The sequence below is a fragment of the Bacillus sp. FSL K6-0138 genome (genome assembly GCF_037982765.1).
GTDB classification, from domain to species: Bacteria; Bacillota; Bacilli; order Bacillales; family Bacillaceae; genus Bacillus; species Bacillus glycinifermentans.
This window is the reverse complement of record NZ_CP150286.1, coordinates 2,629,844-2,649,267: the sequence shown is the minus strand read 5'-3', so window position 1 is coordinate 2,649,267 and position 19,424 is coordinate 2,629,844. Positions and strand designations below refer to the sequence as shown.

18 protein-coding genes and 1 pseudogene are annotated in these 19,424 nt (G+C 34.9%); 18 read left to right on the top strand and 1 reads right to left on the bottom strand.

The window, feature by feature from the left end:
- The first annotated feature begins 40 nt into the window (after positions 1–40).
- The 15 genes and pseudogenes from MHB78_RS14070 (at position 41) to MHB78_RS14000 (ending at position 14,571) form a co-directional block, all read left to right on the top strand.
- Complete coding sequence (locus MHB78_RS14070) at positions 41–511, top strand: hypothetical protein (RefSeq protein ID WP_046132620.1); 471 nt, start codon at positions 41–43, stop codon at positions 509–511.
- Positions 512–525: 14 nt separating this feature from the next.
- The gene (locus MHB78_RS14065) at positions 526–2,040 is read left to right on the top strand and encodes a replicative DNA helicase (protein ID WP_065894480.1); all 1,515 of its coding nucleotides are present in this window, start codon (positions 526–528) and stop codon (positions 2,038–2,040) included.
- 16 nt (positions 2,041–2,056) lie between these two features.
- Entirely contained in the window at positions 2,057–3,190 is a 1,134-nt protein-coding gene (locus MHB78_RS14060) for a hypothetical protein (protein ID WP_335498368.1), read from the top strand.
- A gap of 3 nt (positions 3,191–3,193) precedes the next feature.
- Entirely contained in the window at positions 3,194–4,915 is a 1,722-nt protein-coding gene (recJ, locus tag MHB78_RS14055) for a single-stranded-DNA-specific exonuclease RecJ (protein WP_046132617.1), read from the top strand.
- A gap of 15 nt (positions 4,916–4,930) precedes the next feature.
- Positions 4,931–6,328 (top strand): annotated as a pseudogene (locus MHB78_RS14050) (PHP domain-containing protein); the annotation flags it as partial.
- 62 nt (positions 6,329–6,390) lie between these two features.
- Positions 6,391–7,323 carry a helix-turn-helix domain-containing protein gene (locus tag MHB78_RS14045; RefSeq protein ID WP_052948566.1) on the top strand — a complete coding sequence of 311 codons (933 nt, stop codon included), beginning with the start codon at positions 6,391–6,393 and terminating at the stop codon, positions 7,321–7,323.
- 294 nt (positions 7,324–7,617) lie between these two features.
- Positions 7,618–10,173 carry a hypothetical protein gene (locus MHB78_RS14040; RefSeq protein WP_269449659.1) on the top strand — a complete coding sequence of 852 codons (2,556 nt, stop codon included), beginning with the start codon at positions 7,618–7,620 and terminating at the stop codon, positions 10,171–10,173.
- 9 nt (positions 10,174–10,182) lie between these two features.
- Positions 10,183–10,893, top strand: a complete 711-nt coding sequence (locus MHB78_RS14035; RefSeq protein WP_065894485.1) for a 3D domain-containing protein — start codon at positions 10,183–10,185, stop codon at positions 10,891–10,893.
- A 4-nt stretch (positions 10,894–10,897) separates the two neighbouring features.
- Positions 10,898–11,116 carry a YorP family protein gene (locus tag MHB78_RS14030; protein ID WP_006640523.1) on the top strand — a complete coding sequence of 73 codons (219 nt, stop codon included), beginning with the start codon at positions 10,898–10,900 and terminating at the stop codon, positions 11,114–11,116.
- The gene (locus MHB78_RS14025; RefSeq protein WP_164918157.1) at positions 11,113–11,256 is read left to right on the top strand and encodes a hypothetical protein; all 144 of its coding nucleotides are present in this window, start codon (positions 11,113–11,115) and stop codon (positions 11,254–11,256) included. Before MHB78_RS14030 ends, MHB78_RS14025 begins: the two co-directional genes overlap by 4 nt.
- Before the next feature lie 19 nt (positions 11,257–11,275).
- A complete protein-coding gene (locus MHB78_RS14020; protein ID WP_006640522.1) occupies positions 11,276–11,437 on the top strand; it encodes a hypothetical protein in 162 nt (53 codons plus the stop codon).
- Positions 11,437–12,036, top strand: coding sequence for a hypothetical protein (locus MHB78_RS14015; protein ID WP_006640521.1), 600 nt, complete (start codon positions 11,437–11,439; stop codon positions 12,034–12,036). Before MHB78_RS14020 ends, MHB78_RS14015 begins: the two co-directional genes overlap by 1 nt.
- A gap of 165 nt (positions 12,037–12,201) precedes the next feature.
- Positions 12,202–12,963 carry a site-specific DNA-methyltransferase gene (locus tag MHB78_RS14010; protein ID WP_082094166.1) on the top strand — a complete coding sequence of 254 codons (762 nt, stop codon included), beginning with the start codon at positions 12,202–12,204 and terminating at the stop codon, positions 12,961–12,963.
- Between the two features lie 780 nt (positions 12,964–13,743).
- Positions 13,744–13,932, top strand: coding sequence for a hypothetical protein (locus MHB78_RS14005; protein WP_065894489.1), 189 nt, complete (start codon positions 13,744–13,746; stop codon positions 13,930–13,932).
- Positions 13,933–13,980: 48 nt separating this feature from the next.
- Positions 13,981–14,571 (top strand): hypothetical protein, encoded by a 591-nt coding sequence (locus MHB78_RS14000; RefSeq protein ID WP_065894491.1) that lies wholly within the window; start codon positions 13,981–13,983, stop codon positions 14,569–14,571.
- Between the two features lie 44 nt (positions 14,572–14,615).
- Here the strand turns inward: MHB78_RS14000 and MHB78_RS13995 are convergent, their stop codons facing one another.
- A complete protein-coding gene (locus MHB78_RS13995; RefSeq protein ID WP_231592797.1) occupies positions 14,616–14,939 on the bottom strand; it encodes a hypothetical protein in 324 nt (107 codons plus the stop codon).
- Positions 14,940–15,457: 518 nt separating this feature from the next.
- Between MHB78_RS13995 and MHB78_RS13990 the strand changes: the two genes are divergently transcribed.
- Genes MHB78_RS13990 through MHB78_RS13980 form a run of 3 tightly spaced genes read left to right on the top strand, consistent with a single transcriptional unit; the run spans position 15,458 to position 19,420 of the window.
- Positions 15,458–15,802 carry a hypothetical protein gene (locus tag MHB78_RS13990; protein ID WP_006640512.1) on the top strand — a complete coding sequence of 115 codons (345 nt, stop codon included), beginning with the start codon at positions 15,458–15,460 and terminating at the stop codon, positions 15,800–15,802.
- The gene (gene nrdI, locus MHB78_RS13985) at positions 15,802–16,206 is read left to right on the top strand and encodes a class Ib ribonucleoside-diphosphate reductase assembly flavoprotein NrdI (protein WP_128748155.1); all 405 of its coding nucleotides are present in this window, start codon (positions 15,802–15,804) and stop codon (positions 16,204–16,206) included. The genes MHB78_RS13990 and nrdI overlap by 1 nt, the downstream gene beginning before the upstream one ends.
- 4 nt (positions 16,207–16,210) lie before the next feature.
- Positions 16,211–19,420, top strand: coding sequence for a ribonucleotide reductase N-terminal alpha domain-containing protein (locus MHB78_RS13980; RefSeq protein ID WP_128748398.1), 3,210 nt, complete (start codon positions 16,211–16,213; stop codon positions 19,418–19,420).
- Positions 19,421–19,424 lie beyond the last annotated feature (4 nt).

Genomic DNA, 19,424 nt, shown 5'->3' with positions numbered 1-19,424 from the left:
GTGGGGGAGTTTATCTCCCTCTTTATTTAGAGGTGAGTATATGGCACGTCGTGTTAAATGTCCATACTGTGAAAATTATTTAGACAAGGATGATGCAATCCCTTATAAAAAAAGATATTATCACAAGCAATGTTTTGAAACATGGAAGATGGAAGCAGAACATCGGAAAGAGTTAATCAAATACATATGTGAACTATATAAAATAGAAGCTCCAACAGGGATGATGCTTAAGCAAATTAAAGAATTTCAAGAGGAGTATAAATATAAATTAAAAGGGATTGAATTAGCATTAAGGTACTTTCATGAAACCTTGGGTAATCCAGTTCGTGAAGGTGATGGTTTGGGAATAGTTCCATTCATTTATGAAGAAGCGAAAAAAGACTACCTGCAGAAAAAGGCCATTGAAGAATCAGTGAAAAGCGCAATAAATCAAAAACAGAGAGAGAGAATTGTTGTAATAAAAAAACAAAGCAGAAGAAATACAAAAATTGTTGATATATCTACTTTGTAGAAAGGGGAGTTCATTTGTTACAAGACAAGAAAGCAATTATTCAAGTGTTAGGCAGCATCTTAAAGGAACCTTCGCTTTTATCGGACAGCAACAAATACCAAATTACAGCAAGTGATTTCCCTGAACGTTTTCACTCAATTCTTTTCTTTGCGATGTATAACTTATTTCATCAAGGAACAGAAGTCATTAACGAAATTGAAATTGATGGATATCTTAGAGATTACGATATACAATACAAAATTTTCAATGAAAACAATGGACATGAGTATATCGAACAAATTCAAAAATTGGCTGTTGTTGAAAACTTTGATTACTACTACAACAGGTTGAAAAAATTTAGCCTTCTCAGAGAGATGGTCGGTCTAGGATTCAATATTGATGAGATATATGATGAATCAATAATTGATCCCAAAGATCAAGAAATAATGAAGGAAAAATTTGATAAGACATCAATTGAAGACATTCTCTCTTTTTATGAAATGAAAATCGTTGAAATTAAAGAAAAGTTCAGTACAAATTCTGAAAGTATCGGAATTCAAGGTGGGGAAGGAATAGACGAGCTTCTCAAGCGACTTGAAGAATCACCGGATATTGGGGTTCCAATGAATAGTGAGATGTTAACGTCTATTTTTCGTGGATCTAGGAAAAAGAAATTTTATTTAAGATCGAGTATGACTGGCGGAGGGAAAACCCGTAATATGGTGGCCGACGCTTGTAGGCTAAGTGCAGATCAACTTTATGATTTAAAAGAAAATAAATGGGTTAAAAATGATTTTCAGGAAAAGTCGGTAGTCATTTCAACTGAAATGATCTCTGAAGAACTGCAAAGTTTAGCTTTAGCTTATATCAGCGGGGTTGAGGAGAAAAATATACTGAGAAACACCACTACAGAGAGTGAAAAAGCGCGAGTAAAAAAAGCTGCAGAGGTGTTGAAAAAATCACCCATTTGGTTTGAGCATTTGCCTGATTTCAATATCAAAGAAATAGAAAGAACTATTGAAAAAAACGTCATAAGAAATGCAGTTGAATATGTTTATTTTGATTATATTCATTCATCTGTAACAATCTTCGCTGAAATGAGTAAGAAAAGCGGAGTTAATCTTAGAGAAGATCAAATACTATTGCTCATGTCAGATAAGCTGAAGGCGCTTTGCAACAAATACGATATCTATATGATGAGTGCAACACAGTTAAATGGTGAGTGGAAAGACGCTTGGCTAAGAGGGCTTCAAATTGATGCTACATATTTAAGAGGCAGTAAAGCGATTGCAGATAAAACTGATGCTGCAATGATTGTTTTGCCATTAAGCAAGAAAGAAAAAGAAGCGGTTGATGTTATTTTGAAATCTGGATTTTATCCGGAGCCAAACTTCGTAACTCATGTATTTAAAAATAGAGGGAACGAGCATGATAAAGTTAAAGTCTTTTCACATATCAACATGGGGAACATGAGAATAAAAGATTGCTTTGTTACTAATGTTGATAATGAATTGATTCAAATTGAAAAATTAATTATTAAAGCAGGGTAGCGGGGTGTAAAGCCCTTTGAGATACGACAAAGATCAAGTTAAAGAAAGTTTATCAATTGAAGACATACATAAGATTTTAAGGGAACTTGGCAGCGAAACATATCAAACTGATAGCAACGGAAATCCAATCTATAGAACGGTATGTCACAATAACACAAACGGGAGTTTTAAACTTTATTACTATCATGAGGCACAAAAGTTTCACTGTTATACCGAATGTGGCGATACTTTTGATATTTATGAACTGATTATCCGATCTAAAAAACAGCAAGGCGTTTCCCTAACGTTTACACAAGCGATTGAGTTTGTGGTTAAAGTATCAGGGAAAAGCTTTGGATTTGGTTTTCTATCTTCAACTCCAAAGGAACACATAATAGATGATTGGGATTGGATTACTAAATTTAAAACACGGAAAAAAATTGATACTACGCTGCCAGCCTATAGTGAGACAGTTCTAGATGTTTTTATGAAATACCCTCATGAAGCGTGGCTAAACGAAGGAATTAGTTATGAAACCATAATGGAATTCGAGATCGGATATTATTTTCGAAATCGAGAGGAAGGGATAGCAATTCCTCACAGAGACATTAATGGGAGATTAATTGGCATACGTAGGCGTTCAATGATCCAAGAAGACATTGAGAATGGCAGAAAGTATATGCCGTTAACCGTCGGGAATACGATGTATAATCACCAAACAATGATGAACCTTTATGGATTACATAAAACAAAAAAAGCAATTAAACGCTTGAAAAAGGCGATGATTTTCGAATCAGAAAAATCAGTTTTAAAATGTCAAGATTTCTATGGGGATTTAAATTTTACCTGTGCTGTTTGTTCAAATAATATTTCAAATTTCCATAGAGACATTCTTCTTTCCTTGGATGTGCAAGAAGTGTTTATTGCTTTAGATAGATTTAGAGGGATTAAGGAAGGTGAAAGCAACGAAAAGTACAAAGAAAACCTAAAAAATTATGAAGAAAAAATATTGAATTTAGCAGCAAAATTTTCGCCATTTATGCGTGTATATGTTCTTTGGGATACTAAAGGGTTACTTGATTATAAAGACAGCCCAGCAGACAAAGGAAAAGAAATTCTAGAGGAGTTGATGAGAAATAAAATTGAAATTGGAACAAGAGAAGGTGAATAGTTTTTGAAATATAATTTAATTGGTAATAATGATTTTTGTTTTTCTCCTCTAAAAACCATACTAAAGAACAGAGGGATTGAAGACGTTGAAAGCTTTTTAAATTTATCAGAGGACGTAGTCAATCATTATTCTGACTTAGAAAATATTGATGAAGCAGCAGAATGCCTAATAAAGCACCTCAGAAACCAGGCTAGAATTTTTATTCAGGTGGATAGCGATGTTGATGGAGTTACTTCAAGCTCTATTATTATTAACTACATAAAGAGACTCTTCCCCGAAGCTAATGTTGAATGGAGAATACATGAAGGGAAACAGCACGGGATAATTTTAGAAACTATTCCTGAAGGCGTTGATCTTGTATTAATACCCGATGCAGGCTCTAATCAATATGAAGAGCATTATGTCCTTAGACAAAAAGGGATTGATGTTATAGTAATTGATCACCATGAATGTGATAAGGAGTCCGAAAATGCTATCGTGGTAAATAATCAGCTTTCGCCAAAGTATAAAAATAAAGCTTTAACTGGAGCGGGAATGGCTTATAAGCTGTGCCAAGCCTTAGATGATAAACTTGGGAAAAATGAAGCAAAACGATTTATAGATCTTGTGTCTGTCGGGAACATTGCGGATTCGGCAGACTCAAGGGAGCCAGAGACACGATACTATATGAATCAAGGGCTCAAAAAGGTAAGGAATCCTTTGATTAGAGAGCTCTTCATAAAACAAGAATACTCAACCAAAGGGAAAAAGAACATACAGAGCACACAGTTCTATATCAATCCATTAATTAATGCAGCTATTCGAATAGGTTCCCAAGAAGAGAAGCATCAGATGATGAGATCGCTGCTTGAATCTAATGAAGAAGTATACTACAAAAAGCGAGGAAAAGATGAGGGCGAACTGGTATCGATTCATTGGGATACAGCAAGAATACTGGGGAATATTAAGCAACGCCAAAAAAAATTAGTTGACAGTGCGGTATTGGAAATCGAGAAGCGGATTGAAGAAAAAGGACTTTTAAAAAATAAGGTCTTGATAGTTTATATTGAAGGTATCTTAGACAAGAACTTGGCTGGACTTGTTGCGAACCAATTAGCAAGTGAATACAAGAGACCAGTTTTATTGGCTAGGGAACTTGAAGATGGAACTCTAGGGGGATCAGGAAGGGGATACGACAAAGGGGCAGTAAAAAATTTCAAACGGCTTTTAGAGGAAACAGGTAAATTCGAGTTTGTAGAGGGACATGCTGAGGCATTTGGATTCAGCATTGCACCAGAGAATTTAATCCAGGTCAATGATATTCTAAATCATAAATTAAAAGATATTGTGATTAATCAAAATGAATATGAAGTTGACTTTGAGATCGCTGCGAGCAATCTCACTAAACGATTTATAAAGCTAATTAATAGTTACCAAGACTATTGGGGATATAAAGTCGAAGAACCGCTACTTGCCATTACCGATATTGAAATAAATAAAGAGGATATTTGTCATATTGGCAAAAAAACAAAAAACACTGTCAAGTTCAAGGTTGGCGGTATTGAGTACATAAGATTTAAAAGCGATGAAGAATTCTATGAATCTCTCGTTAATAGAGGAGATCGATTGGTTCTTACTGTAATCGGAAAAGCCAAAGTAAATGAATACAAGGGTAAAGAAACACCTCAGATTGAAATCGAAGAGATGGAGGTGGTAAAAACAAAGAAAAAAGCACTTGTTTTTTAGATAGGGGGGATTGCTGTGATTGGATGTCATTGTCATACATGTAAAAGTAACATCAGGCTGCTGGATTCCACAAATTCAGTTAAGGGCTTACTTGAAACTGCTTTGGAAATGAATTATAAAGGACTCGCTATTACAGACCATGAAGTTCTGTCAGCACATCTAGAAGCAATACAAACTGTTAGAAGCATGAAAAAAGAGGGGAAAATGCCTCAAGATTTTAAACTTATCCTTGGTAATGAAGCATATCTGGTTGATTCCTTAGAAGAAGTAAGAGACAACTACCAGCCAGGTAAAACAAAATTTCCTCACTTTTTAATGTTGGCCGTTGATCCTAAAGGTCATGAGCAATTACGAATTTTATCTTCTAAAGCATGGGAAAACTCGTTTTATACTGGAACAATGGAAAGGGTGCCAACTGTAAAACGGGATGTCGAAGAACTTCTTAAGAAAGATCCTGGACACATAATTGCAACCACGGCCTGTCTAGGTTCAGAAGTAAATATCTACTTACAGAAGATCATGGAAATCGAAAAGGGCGATGGAGATCCTGATCTAATCAAAGAATATAAATTAAAAATACATCAGTTCATCACATGGTGTATTGATGTGTTTGGGAAAGACAAATTTTTTATAGAGCTACAACCAGCTTTGAGAGAGGAACAAATTTATTGTAATAAAAAATTGATTCAGATAGCAGATGGTTATGGTTTAAAAAGAATTGTAACCACTGATGCTCACTATTTAAGACCAGAAGACAGAGCCATACACCAAGCATTCTTAAATGCCAAAGATGGGGAAAGAGAAGTCGACTCATTTTATGAAGCTTGTTTTGTGCAGAATATAGATGAGATCCATGAAAGAATGAATTATATTGATAAAGAGATTGTTAAAGAAGCAATTCAAAACACTCTTTTAATTGGCGAGATGATAGAAGATTATACGATTGAGCACGAGCCCATTATTCCTAAAATGGAACTGCCTAACTTTGAACTTAGGCATTTGTTTAAACCAGCCTATGAGAAGTATGAATACATTAAAAAGATGTCGGAGTCGGAGGAGGAGCAAGACAGATACTTACTAAAGCTTATTGAAGACGGGTTTGAAGCCAAATTATTAAAAGACGACCTAACCAGAGATGGATTCCATAAAATTTTATTCAGGATTAATGTTGAATTGGGTGAGCTTTGGGAGATCAGCCAAAAGCTAAACCAATCTATGGCCTCTTATTACATAACTGTAAGGGAAATCATTAATATCATTTGGGATGATGAATGCGGTGGAGACAGTTTAGTTGGTGCTGCAAGAGGAAGCGCGGCGGGATTCTTAATCAATTACTTGCTTGACAATACCCAAATTAATCCAATGCAATATGATTTACCACATTGGAGGCATATTCATAAATCAAGGCCAGATTGTCAATCTTAACTTACCTTATTTTGAAGAAAAACCGAAATAAACAAAGAGGAGGTGATTTTATGAACAAGAGAAAGTATAGGGTTAATGATTCCTTTTTTGAGACAATTGATACTGAGGAAAAGGCATATTGGTTGGGGTTTATAAGTGCTGATGGTTGTGTGTATATTAAAAAAAATTCTGGATCAAGAATTTTAGAAATAAGTCTAAATATCAAAGATGTTAATCACTTAGTTAAATTCAATAAATGCTTAGACTCGAATTATCCAATAATACAAAACACTAATAGCTGCAGAGTATCAATTGTCAGCAGAAAAATATTTCAAGATTTACTGAAATTAGGTGTGACTGAAAGAAAGTCAAAAACTCTTATTCCACCTACAGAACAGTTAATACCACCTAATTTAATGTTTCACTATATTCGGGGTTATTTTGATGGAGATGGAGGATTTACCACTCATGATAAATACCTTACTTATGCAGTAAACTTTTGTGGAACGCCACAGGTATGCGAATTTATTTTAAGTCAATTAAATAAGCAAAATTTGCGGTTAATAAACAAAAAAGATGTGGAGTCTTTTGCACAAATTAGAATTAAAGGGAATAAGCAATCATTAGATGTTGCAAACAAGCTCTACAATAATGCAACAATTTATTTAGATAGAAAGTTTAAACAATATCAGGATTTAATATTGCTTAATGAAATTAATCAATGTATTGATGAGATAAATAAATTAGAGTTTAAGATCAAGTCTTTACACATGGTAGAGATGCTTAGAAAAGGATACACGGGAAAAGATATTGCAAAACATTTTGACTGCGGAGAAGCCAATATAACAAGGTATGTGAAAAAATATAGAACAGCTCTTAGTAAAGATAAAGAAAAACAAGTTCTTGGCCTTTTTCATGATGGAATAACTAATAAATCAGAAATTCATAGAATCACAGGTTTTTCTAGAGACTACATAAGAAAAGTTTTAAATAAGGTAAATTAAGATACACGATAGTCGTGCATATTGGAAACAGTATGCTTAAAGAGCCTCGAATTGCTGGGAACCCCTTAGAGCATTATTCACTACAACGTGACTGGAAACGGTGAACGTGAAAGTTTGAAAAGAATAATGATTGGGCAATCAGCAGCCAAGTGCCTGTAAAATGGTAAAGGTTCAACGACCAGTTCAAAGGAACGTAGTGGAATATAATTCTGCGAAGCGGGGCAGCCCTAACAGATTGTGCTGAGGGTGAAGATATGGTCTATTCCCGATTAGTGCCAAGACACTATGAGAAATATCTCGAAAGAGAGGGTAGGGAAGTTGCCGGATATTGATATAGACACTGAAGGATCAAAAAGGGAAAAAATACTTAAAGCGCTTAGAGACAGATTTGGTGAAAAACGTGTACTGCAGATCGCTACATTTGGGACTGAAGGTTCTAAGTCTGCTCTTCAGACAGCATGTAGGGGATTAGGGATTGATAACGATATTTCTCAGTTTTTAAGTGAAATGATTCCTTTCGAAAGAGGATCAAACTGGCCTTTAAAGCACTGCTTTTATGGAGATGCAGAAACAGGCAGGAAGCCAATTAAGGAATTCATTAGGGAAGTTGAACGCTATCCTAATCTCAAAGAAACTGCTTTGAAAATCGAAGGGCTAACTAATAAGCGCTCATCGCATGCTGCTGGGGTTATCATTTTTAATGATGAGTACACCAAGTCTAATGCAATGATGAAAACTCCTAAAGGGGCTTATATCACACAATTCAATATGGGCGACAGTGAAGCAATGGGGTCTGTAAAATTTGATCTTCTTACGATTGAAGCATTAGATAAGATTCGGGTAACACTGGATCAATTGATCGAAAACGAAGAAATTCAATGGCAGGGCTCTTTAAAAGAAACATACAATAAATACATTCATCCTGATGTACTTGAGTATGAAAATGCAAAGTTGTGGGAGATGGCCGGAAATGGAGAGGTAATGGACTTGTTCCAATTTTCGACCGAGGTCGGCCACCAAGCTGTAATTAAAGTTAAACCTAAAAATTTGCTTGAGGCAGCAGTTACAAATTCTCTAATGAGACTCATGTCCGATGGGGAAGAGCAACCTGTAGACACATATGTGAAATATAAAAATAATTTATCACTATGGTATGAAGAAATGCGGAAATATGGCCTAAGTGATGCTGAAATAAAGGTAATTGAGAGACATTTGAAAGACATCTATGGGGTTGCTGACACTCAAGAAGTTGTCATGCAAATGGTAATGGATAATGAAATAGCTGGGTTCGATATTAAAGAGTCAAATTATCTAAGAAAATCCATAGCAAAGAAAAAAGAGGATGTGTTAAAAGAGGTTCAAAAATTATTCTTCAAAAAGGGGAAGGAAATTGGAGCGTCAGACAACCTTTTGAATTATGTATGGAATGTTCAATTTAAAAGACAGTTTGGCTACAGTTTCAGTTTACTTCATACTTTGGCGTATTCGATTATTGCGTTACAAGAATTGAACTTAAACTATCGGTATAACCCTTTATACTGGAATACGGCTTGCTTGACTGTAAACAGCGGAGGTGTTGAAACTGAAGAAGAATTTGATGACCCAGACAAAAAGAAGAAAACACAAAAAACAGATTACGGTAAAGTAGCTTCTGCAATAGGGAATATACGGCGCCGTGGTATTAGAGTTGATTTGCCTGATATTAACAAAGCAGGATTTGGTTTCAAGGCTGATATTGAAAATACTTCAATTATTTTTGGGATGAAGGGGATGAACGGGATCGGTGACGAGGTTGTTCATCAAATCATCAGCAATAGGCCTTATGCTGATTTTGAAGATTTTTTAGAAAGGATGTACCACAGTGGCATCATAAAGAAAGGACAGGTTATTCAACTGATCAAAGGGGGCTGCTTTGATTCATTTGGGGAGAGAAAAGATTTAATGAAATCGTTTATTTCTTTAATTTCTGAACCTAAAAGTAAGCTAACCATGTCTAATTTGAAGATGCTTATTGAAAACAATTTAGTTCCAGAGGATTTTGCATTAGAAATACGATTTTTTCGCTTTAAGGACTATATTAGCAAGAGAGTGTTTAAAAAGATCGATTCCCCAAAAGACAAATTACTGCTACTTGATGATATAGCGTCTGCTTTTTATAATGAACACTTTGATGAGAGCAGCATTGTTGATGTACATAACGGTCATCTTGTGATATCCGAAAAGGCATTTAAAAAGGAATACGACAAAAAAATGCTGAAGTTAAAAAACTGGATTGGAACCCAAGAGCCATTAATAAAGCTAAATGAATGTCTTTTTATGCAAGAATGGGAAAAGTATGCAAGTGGATCTTATGGCAAATGGGAAATGGATTCACTAAGTTACTACTACCATGATCATGAATTAAGAAATGTGAATTTTTCAAAGTACAACATTGTTGACTTTTATCAGTTGCCAGAAGAACCAGTTAAAGGCCGTCCATATAAATGGAGAGGAAAAGAATTATATGAGTATGAGACTTCAAGAATCATAGGCACGGCTCTAGACAGAGACAAAACCAAGCATACAGTTACGCTCTTGACTCCTACAGGAGTTGTTACTGTAAAACAGTGGGCAGGGAGCTTCAGTCATTATAATAAACAAATTTCACATAACGTGAACGGAAAGAAAGAAGTTATTGAGAAGTCCTGGTATACAAGAGGAACACTGCTTATGTTTACTGGTTATAGGCGAGGGAATAATTTTATTCCTAAGATATATAAAAACAGTGTCTATCAGCATACTGTGTGTAAGATTGAAGATGTAGACGAAGAAGGGAACTTAATTTTAACCACAGAAAGAAAGCAAATATAAACGGATGTGATGGAAATTTTTAAAAAACTGATAGACTTAAACAAATTAAAAGTATATAATATCTACAAAGAAATGAAGATATATTCAGTTATCTTCTTACTGGGGGTGGGATCAACATTAACATACAAATCAATCAATGATCAATTGTTGCATCCAAACAAAGACCCAATAAAAGAGCCATTTTATAAAAAACTCAACATTTGGGATTTCGAATTTGGAAGTGAGGTGCTGCCGCATTTAAAGACAAGTCAAGAGATCATTAATGAAGCGCAAGATAAGTATTTACATATAAAAGTAGAAGAAATAAAAAAGAAAAAACATAAAAACAAATTAAAAGTGAGACGCGAGAGTGAGGAGAAGGGATATGAGCAAAAAACAAAAAAGAAGCCTGAAGAACAAGCTCAAGTCTTTAGTATGGTTGCCACAGCCTACATTTCATTTTGCGATACTGGCTGCATAGGTACAACAAAAACAGGCTACGACGTGTCAAATACGATTTACTACAGGGGGAAGAGGGTCATTGCTGTTGATCCCTCTTTAATCCCTTTAAATTCATTAGTAAGAGTTTCATACGGCAGCAATTCATTTGAAGCCTACGCAATAGACACAGGAGGTGATATTAAAGGAAATAGGATTGATGTTCTTGTTGGATCTGAATCAATTGCAAAAGATTTTGGCCGGAAAAATGTTAAAGTAACAGTTCTTAAAAAAGGGAGATGATTTATTGCCGAAGTACTGGTCTTATGACATTAATGATGAAGTTGAGGTCAACAGTAACGCCAAATATGGAATGCCATCGTATGTTGGGCTTAAAGGTATTATTATTGATCGAATAAACAGTTGGCAATATGATTACGATGTTCTTCATTTCACTAATGGAGAGGTTGGAAGATACAAAGAGTCGGAACTGAATTTAATACATAAAGCGAGTGATACATATTGAAGCTTAACCAAAAGGCATACGTAGATGAAATGGGAACTGGGGTTATTTCATACATAGATCATGAAAACAAAATAGCTGGAATTGATTTTGATGGAATTGGGTATGAGGAATATGACTTTGATGAAATTATTTTGTACTAATTAAAAGGATGTGTGTTTAGTGTACAAGGTTGATGAGAAAGTCATTGTTAACCATTCCGGCGAAAGAGCTACTGTAAAAACAGTGGATGAACGATATCATCAAGTAGAAGTTCAATATGAAGATGGATCTTATGAGGTAGAGGTATTGGGATTCCATAAAGTTCGAAAGGAGGTGGATTAATGCTGATAATTTTAGAGGGAGCAAGAGGGACTGGAAAATCTTCAGTAGCTTATAAACTTAGGCAGCGGCTGAAGCATAGTACATTAATTAATCCAACAGGTTTCCACGAAGATGGTGAAGTTGGGCTTAAGAAAATATCTAATTATTATGATGGCATGTTTGAGCTCTTTCACAAATGGAAGTCAAAGATGAGTGGCTACACAACGATATTAGATCGTTTCTTCCCAACAGAAATGGTGTTCTCATCCCTATATAAAGAATATGATTTTCATCAAAAATTTAAGAGTCTGTGTAAGCTGCTACCAACGCTTGATGATGAAATCTACATTTTCTTTTTTACGGTATCCGATAAGGATGTGCTTAAAGAAAGATTGAAAAGAGATAAGGTTCCGTTTGCTCAAGTGGAGGAAAGTGTGGAGGAATCATTAAAACAGCAGGATTCTTATTATAAATACATAGATGAATTAAAAAGATATATTGATTGGGACTGCAAGGGAAGTTTGAAGTTGATTGGAATTGATACTGCTCATATGAATCAAGACGAGGTTGTTGATTTCGTTTTTAGACAAATTCAAAACGTTTCTGAAGGACTATGGTGAGTCAGGAGGAGAAAAAGCAGCTTCTAATTTTAGAAATGAAAAGAGACAGCCTTACTTTTGAGAAAACAATTGTATAAAATATCTCTTTTAAAGAGAAAAAGGACGTGAAGAGAAATAGATTACAAGATTCTAAACAAGATACATAACTATGATTGCATTCAGTTTATGAAAGAGTACATAGATAGCTGCTCCATTGATCTAACAGTTACTTCTCCTCCTTATGATGATTTAAGAAATTACAATGGCTATTCATTTAATTTCGAAAAAACTGCTGAAGAGTTGTACAGAATCACAAAAAAGGGCGGAGTGGTCGTTTGGGTTGTTGGAGACAAAACACACAAAGGGTCGGAGTCAGGGACAAGTTTTAAACAGGCTCTATTCTTTAAAGAAATTGGCTTTAATCTGCACGATACAATGATTTATCGAAAAGAAAATCCGCTGCCTCAAAACCATAACAGGTATGAACAAGAGTTTGAATATATGTTCGTTTTTTCTAAAGGAAAACCAAACGTGTTTAATCCAAAAAAAGAACCTTGTCGAACCGCGGGAATGAAATATGATTATTCTAAAAGAGGTGGAGTAGCTTCTATTGAGGAATGCAATCCCGCGGTAAGAAGAAAATCAGTATGCTTAGTTACTAAGGATGAAAAGACTAAGGGGAATATTTGGAGTTATTTAGTTGGTATGCATAAGAGCACTAGTGACAAAATAGCTTTTCAACATCCGGCAATATTTCCAGAGAAGTTAGCCGAAGACCATATCTTATCGTGGTCTAAGGAAGGAGACATTGTTTTTGACCCTTTTATGGGTAGTGGAACAACGGCCAAGATGGCTGCTTTAAATAATCGCAAATACATAGGCACTGAGATTAGTAAAGAGTATTGTGAAATTGCAAATAAACGCCTGAGCAGTTACATAAAAATCTAAATAAAATATCAAATTTAAACAGAGAAAGGTAAGTGAATTTGGGGGAGAATTATTTTAGAGTATTGTGGAACGGGACAAGGGTTAATCTTAAGTTCCCGACTAAAAAGAAGGCAATTGCGTACATAAACAAACGAAGAGCGTTCAATTGTGAGATCCAAGAGCGCACATATGATCACAAGCTGGTGAATAGTTGGATTATCCATACATACTGAACGGAGGGAAGAAACATTAGCAATCCTTATAGATTCATAGTATATCACTTAGATTTGATCGAAGATCGCCTTGATAATTTACATACATATTTAGAAGATACAATTTCTGATGAAGCCTGGAAACGTGTAGACAATGATTTGATTTTTTCTCTTATGAAAATCAAAGAAATAAAAAATGAAATTTGGTGAATTCTTATTTACTTAAACAAATTAAAAGGATATAATTAAAACATAATTTTAGAGGTTGAATAATGAACTACATATGTGATATCTGCAAAGGATACACCGCACAACCATTATGTGTAAGGATATCCGAAGAAAAAGTTAGAACAACAGAAGACAGAATTGAAATTAACTGCTGTAAAAAGTGTGGTGATGAAATATTTTACAAGATTAAAAACGAATGCCGAGGGATGAATATTGAGAAAACATTAAATCATATAGGTCTTAATTATCCCCATAAAACTAATTAAAAAGATAATTTGTAATAGAGCGTGGGGGTATTCCTCTTGTAATTTCCCAAGCAAGCACAGATAACGACAAATCTAAACAAAAGGAGAGAATGTTAATGACCAATGAGGAATGGGAAGTAGAAGTTTATTCTGGTCATGATTATGTTGGAAAAATGACAGGAGCAAATGGTGATGTAGCGGTTTTTAACAAAGGAGAAAAGGCGATGATGGAAGCTCAAAAACTTAAAACAAATAGTTCACTAGGTGTCTGGTGTAAACTGTTGAAACTTAATAATGAGCATTGATTTGAATGAAATTCAAATTTTATTGAGAGGAGAAGGGGAAAGGAGTGATTGAGTGATAAAATAAAAGAAAATATTGTTTTTGGAGGAATGTTTGTGAATTTTGACTGGTTAATAGAAACATTGCGATTAACTGCAGTAGGAACTATTGTAGGAGGAATTTCAGGAGCAGTTATCACAGCTCGTTCAAATAAAAAACTTCAAAAATTAAAAAGTGAAATAGATACAAAACTTGAAAAGTTGAAGATTTATGAAAATCAATCAGCTTTCAAAAAATCTGAACAGATTGAAAAGATTTGGAATCAGTTTATTAATATTACCGACTTAGATAACTTAAGAGGGAAGCAGCGTGAGGCTAAATTTAAGGAAATGAAGAAAGAAATGAACAAATTATTTATTCAAATCTTTATGTATGCTTCAGACAATACAGTTAAAAGGTTTATGGAATGGAAAAACTTCAGTATAGAAAATGAGGATGATGATGAAGGAAAATACATTGCACTTGTGCTTTTCGCAAAGTTTGTTATTGAGTACCGAAAGGATTTAGGGTACGCCGATACTAACATTAATCATGTTGACTTGTTATCATCACATATTACTGATTTTGAAAGAATTAAAGAAAAACTAGAAAAGTATTTATAATAAATAGATGATTTTAAGGGGAAGAAGATGGCCGCAGCCATCTTCTAAAATCCAAGTTGCATAGCAATGTATAGGTTTTTTGCTTCTTGTTGCATTTCTCCCCAGTTTAAAAATTTGCTATTTTCTCTAACAAAGTTGTCCCATAAATCATCAGGAATTGATTCAAAATCTTGCTGGTTTTCAATGGTGAAAGGTGATTTATCAAACATTTCATCAAGAGATGAAAATTTTGTATTCTTTTTCATAAAAGAGTCGGTAAAAAGGTCATTTAGTTGAACTTCTTGTCCTTTTTCAAGTTCTTTAGCCTTTTGTTGCATTTTTTCTAGTTTTCGCTCAAAATTCCTGAAAGTTTTATTTCTTTTTTTCAAAGTTTTCACTCCTACTATTTTCTTTTAGATTTTGCTTGAGAAAGGACAGAAGCTGCCAAACTCTTTGAAGTTTTACTAGAGTTTTTGGATCTCAAGACTTTAGAAGCTATTTTCACCATTTTGGGAGAGGATACTCTTCTGGAGCTTGATTTTCTAGCCATATGTATACACCTACCTTTCAAAGGGGAATATGCGTTTGGGTTACACTATATATAGTATAATATGAATCCGAAAAACACAATATATCGTTACGCAAGTAGAGAAAGTTCACAATTTGCTTCAGTTCAAAAGGGTGTGGGAATGAGATTTGAGTTTGTTTGTATGATTGAGTCAATTGGCTAAATTTGATGTACAAGAAAATCAGGTTATTTTCGACATTTTGAAAACGAATTTTTTGAGAAGGGGGTGAGGCTCGTTGCTTAATCTGAGCAGTACATCTTAGAGAAACTGAATAAAATCATAGTTTTAAACAAATTAAAAGTATTAATATAAACAACGGAAAATGAGGAGGATGAATGATGGGGGCAGCTAAGAAACTATATGTAAAAAAAGATCATCTTGTAAGCATTGAACAAGCAAAAAACAACACAGTTATACATACTGAAGGGGTTTCCGTTTCCGTAAGAAGGGGAGAGTATATTGCCACAAATCCGTATGGTGAACAATATGTAGTACCTGAAAGCTACAGAAACAAATATGTCGAAGTCAATCAGTTCAAGGATGCTTCGTTTTATGAATCAATGGCAAAAGGCTATCATGAAATGGCCGCAATTAATTTAGAAGAAGCAAATGCCGGAGTTGCTGCAGACAATCAAGCTGAGGAAATCACTGAGAAATTTGTTTCAGGAAGTATGAATGAATAATGCTTGTTACATATGAAAGCATGACAGGTAATGTAAGAAGATTTATTAAAAAGCTAGAGAAACAAACACAAATTAAAACGAAGGAAATCACTGAGGATTTAAGGGTCAATGAGCCATTCATACATATTACATACACAATTAAATTCGGGCAAATTCCTGAAAAGACTCAGAAGTTCATACATAAAAATAAAGAATTATTGTTGGGTGTTTGTTCAAGTGGGAATCGAAATTGGGGGAACTATTTTGCTGCGGCAGCAGATAAACTCTCACAGCAATATGATGTTCCAGTTCTCCTTAAGTTTGAATTAAGTGGATCAGATTCCGACTTGGACAAGTTAATACAGGAGGTTAAATTTATTGACAGTAATCAATCAAGTACCAAAGTGGGTTCAGTTAAACAATGAGATTATGATTCAAAAAGGCGGAAAGTTTCAATTTGAAAAGGATAAGGAAGCCGTACATAGTTACTTTGTAGATTACGTTAATCAAAACACTGTCTTCTTTCACGATCTCAAAGAAAAACTTGATTATCTTTTAGAGAATGATTATTACGAAGAAGAGTTTTTAAGCAAGTATACCTTTGAACAGATTAAAGAAGTGTTCAAATTGGCGTATAGCTTCAAATTCAGATTCCCTTCATTCATGAGTGCATTCAAGTTTTACAATGACTATGCCTTGAAGACAAACGATAAAACGAAAATTCTTGAACGATATGAAGATCGAGTGAGCATTGTTGCTTTGTATCTAGGGAATGGAGATTTTGAAAAAGCTAAAGAATTTACTTCACTTATGATGAAACAAGAATATCAACCATCAACACCTACATTTCTTAACGCAGGACGCAAAAGAAGAGGTGAGATGGTCAGTTGTTTCTTACTTGAAGTCAACGATTCATTGAATGATATTTCAAGAGCTATAGATATCTCAATGCAGCTTTCTAAACTCGGAGGCGGAGTCGCGCTTAATTTAAACAAGATTAGAGCAAAAGGAGAGCCAATTAAAGAAGTTGAGAATGCCACTAAAGGCGTTGTAGGTGTAATGAAGCTGCTCGATAATGCTTTTCGATATGCAGATCAGATGGGACAAAGACAAGGATCAGGAGCTGCTTATCTTAATGTTTTTCATCCAGACATTAATGACTTCCTTGATACCAAAAAAATCTCAGCAGATGAGGATGTCAGGGCAAAAACATTATCAATTGGTGTAGTTATTCCAGATAAATTTATTGAGCTTGCTAGGGAAGATAAAGACTTCTATATGTTTTATCCTTATTCAGTTTATAAGGAATACGGGCAACATTTAGACGAAATGGATATTGCAAAAATGTATGATGAACTGGTCGAAAACCCAAATGTCAGGAAGAAAAAAGCGAATGCTCGTAAACTATTAGAAAAGCTCGCAATCTTACGATCAGAATCGGGTTATCCTTACCTGATGTTTGCAGACAATGTAAATCGATTCCACGCTAACAGTCATATTTCAAAGGTTAAATTTTCTAATTTGTGTGTGACAGGAGATACTTTTCTTTTAACCGAAAATGGGTACGAAAAAGCCTCAGATCTATATAAAAGTCAAAAAGATTTAAGGGTCGTTATTGACAATCGGACAAAACAGTTTGACAAGGATTGTAGGGGGACTTCAATTGTGAATGCGATACCTATGCAGCTAACTAAAAAGAACGCAGATGTCTTTAAAGTTAAAACTAAGCAAGGATTTGAAATCAGAGCAACAGAGTGGCATAAGTTTTATGTTAAGCGAAATAACGAAATACAAAAACTTCAGCTTAACCAACTTGTTCCGGGAGACAAACTACTGATTCAGTCTGGTGAAGGAGAATATGGGAGTATTCATGAACCTGACCTCGCATATATCATGGGGATTATAGCTGGGGATGGAACAATTACAGATAAGACAGCGAAGATTTATTTATATGACAATAAAAAGGTGTTGGAGAAGAAGGTAAAAGATGCTGTGCACCGTGTAATTGATAAACATAAAATTAATCGTGTTTATAAGCACAACACTTCTTTTACTCCAAAATTTGTTGCTGCTGATCCAGAAAAACAAGATCTATTATATATGTCTAGTACAGTACTCTTTGATATTTTAAATAAATATGGAATGACAAAAGAAACAAAAACAAGAGTTCCAGAGTTCTTATATCAAGCTGATAAGGAAACACAAGCAGCTTATTTGTCTGGATTATTTCAAACGGATGGTTGTGTAAATGCCAATCATAAAGCGAAGGCACTAACAATTGAATTAACATCAGTTGATTTTGAGAGTTTGCAAGATGTGCAAAAGTTACTCATTAATATGGGAGTATATACAACCATTTATACCAATAACAAACGCTCACAGGAGCTTCTCCCTGATGGCCGGGGCGGTTCCAAATTATACAAAGTTAAACCAACTCATAAGCTTAGCATTCAAGACAGAGCGTCAAGAGAATTGTTCATGAGCATTGTTGATTTGAAAGAATATGATAAGTACAAATTCAACATGTTGACTGAAACATTGCAAGCAAAATCACGAAAGCCAAAACATGATTTCACAGCCGAAATTATCAGCATTGAAAAAGATGGGGTAGAGGATGTCTATGACACAACACAAGAAGATTATCATTCTCTAATTTTTAATGGAATTGTAACTGGTAACTGTTCAGAAGTCCTTCAGGCTTCCCAAGTATCAACGTATACAGACTATGGCGAAGAGGACGAAATTGGCTTGGACATTTCATGTAATCTAGGCTCGATTAATATCTTCAACGTAATGAAGAATGGGTCAATTAAGAATACAGTCAAATTAGCTATTGATGCATTGACTCATGTATCGAATAAAACCAATATTACAAATGCTCCAGCAGTTGCTAAGGCAAATAAGCTTATGAGGTCAGTCGGACTTGGAGCAATGAATCTACATGGTTTCTTAGCTCAAAATGGCATCGCCTATGAGAGCGAAGAAGCGAGAGATTTTGCCAACACTTTCTTTATGATGATGAACTATTATTCCCTTGGGCGCTCAATGGAAATCGCCAAAGAAACCGGGGAAACATATTACCAGTTTGAAGGCTCTACATACAAATCAGGTGAGTATTTCAAGAAATACGAAGAACAAAGCTTTAGTCCAAAGTTCGAAAAGGTAAAAAAACTGTTTGGAGATCAGCATATTCCAACAATTGAAGATTGGAAGCAGCTTAAAAAAGATGTGATGAAATATGGTTTGTATCACTCATATAGACAAGCAATAGCACCTACAGGAAGCATCTCATATGTTCAATCTTCAACAGCAGGTGTCATGCCGATTATGGAGCGCATAGAGGAACGGACATACGGAAATTCCAAGACGTATTATCCGATGCCGGGACTTAGTGCGAAGAATTGGTTCTTCTATAAGGAAGCGTACGACATGGATATGTTTAAAGTCGTCGATATGATTGCGACAATTCAGCAGCACGTTGATCAAGGTATCTCATTTACGCTGTTCCTGAAGGATACGATGACGACGCGTGATCTGAACCGAATTGACTTGTATGCGCATCATCGCGGCATCAAAACGCTGTATTATGCGCGGACAAAGGACACGGGGCAGGAAGGCTGCTTGTCTTGTGTAGTTTAAATGA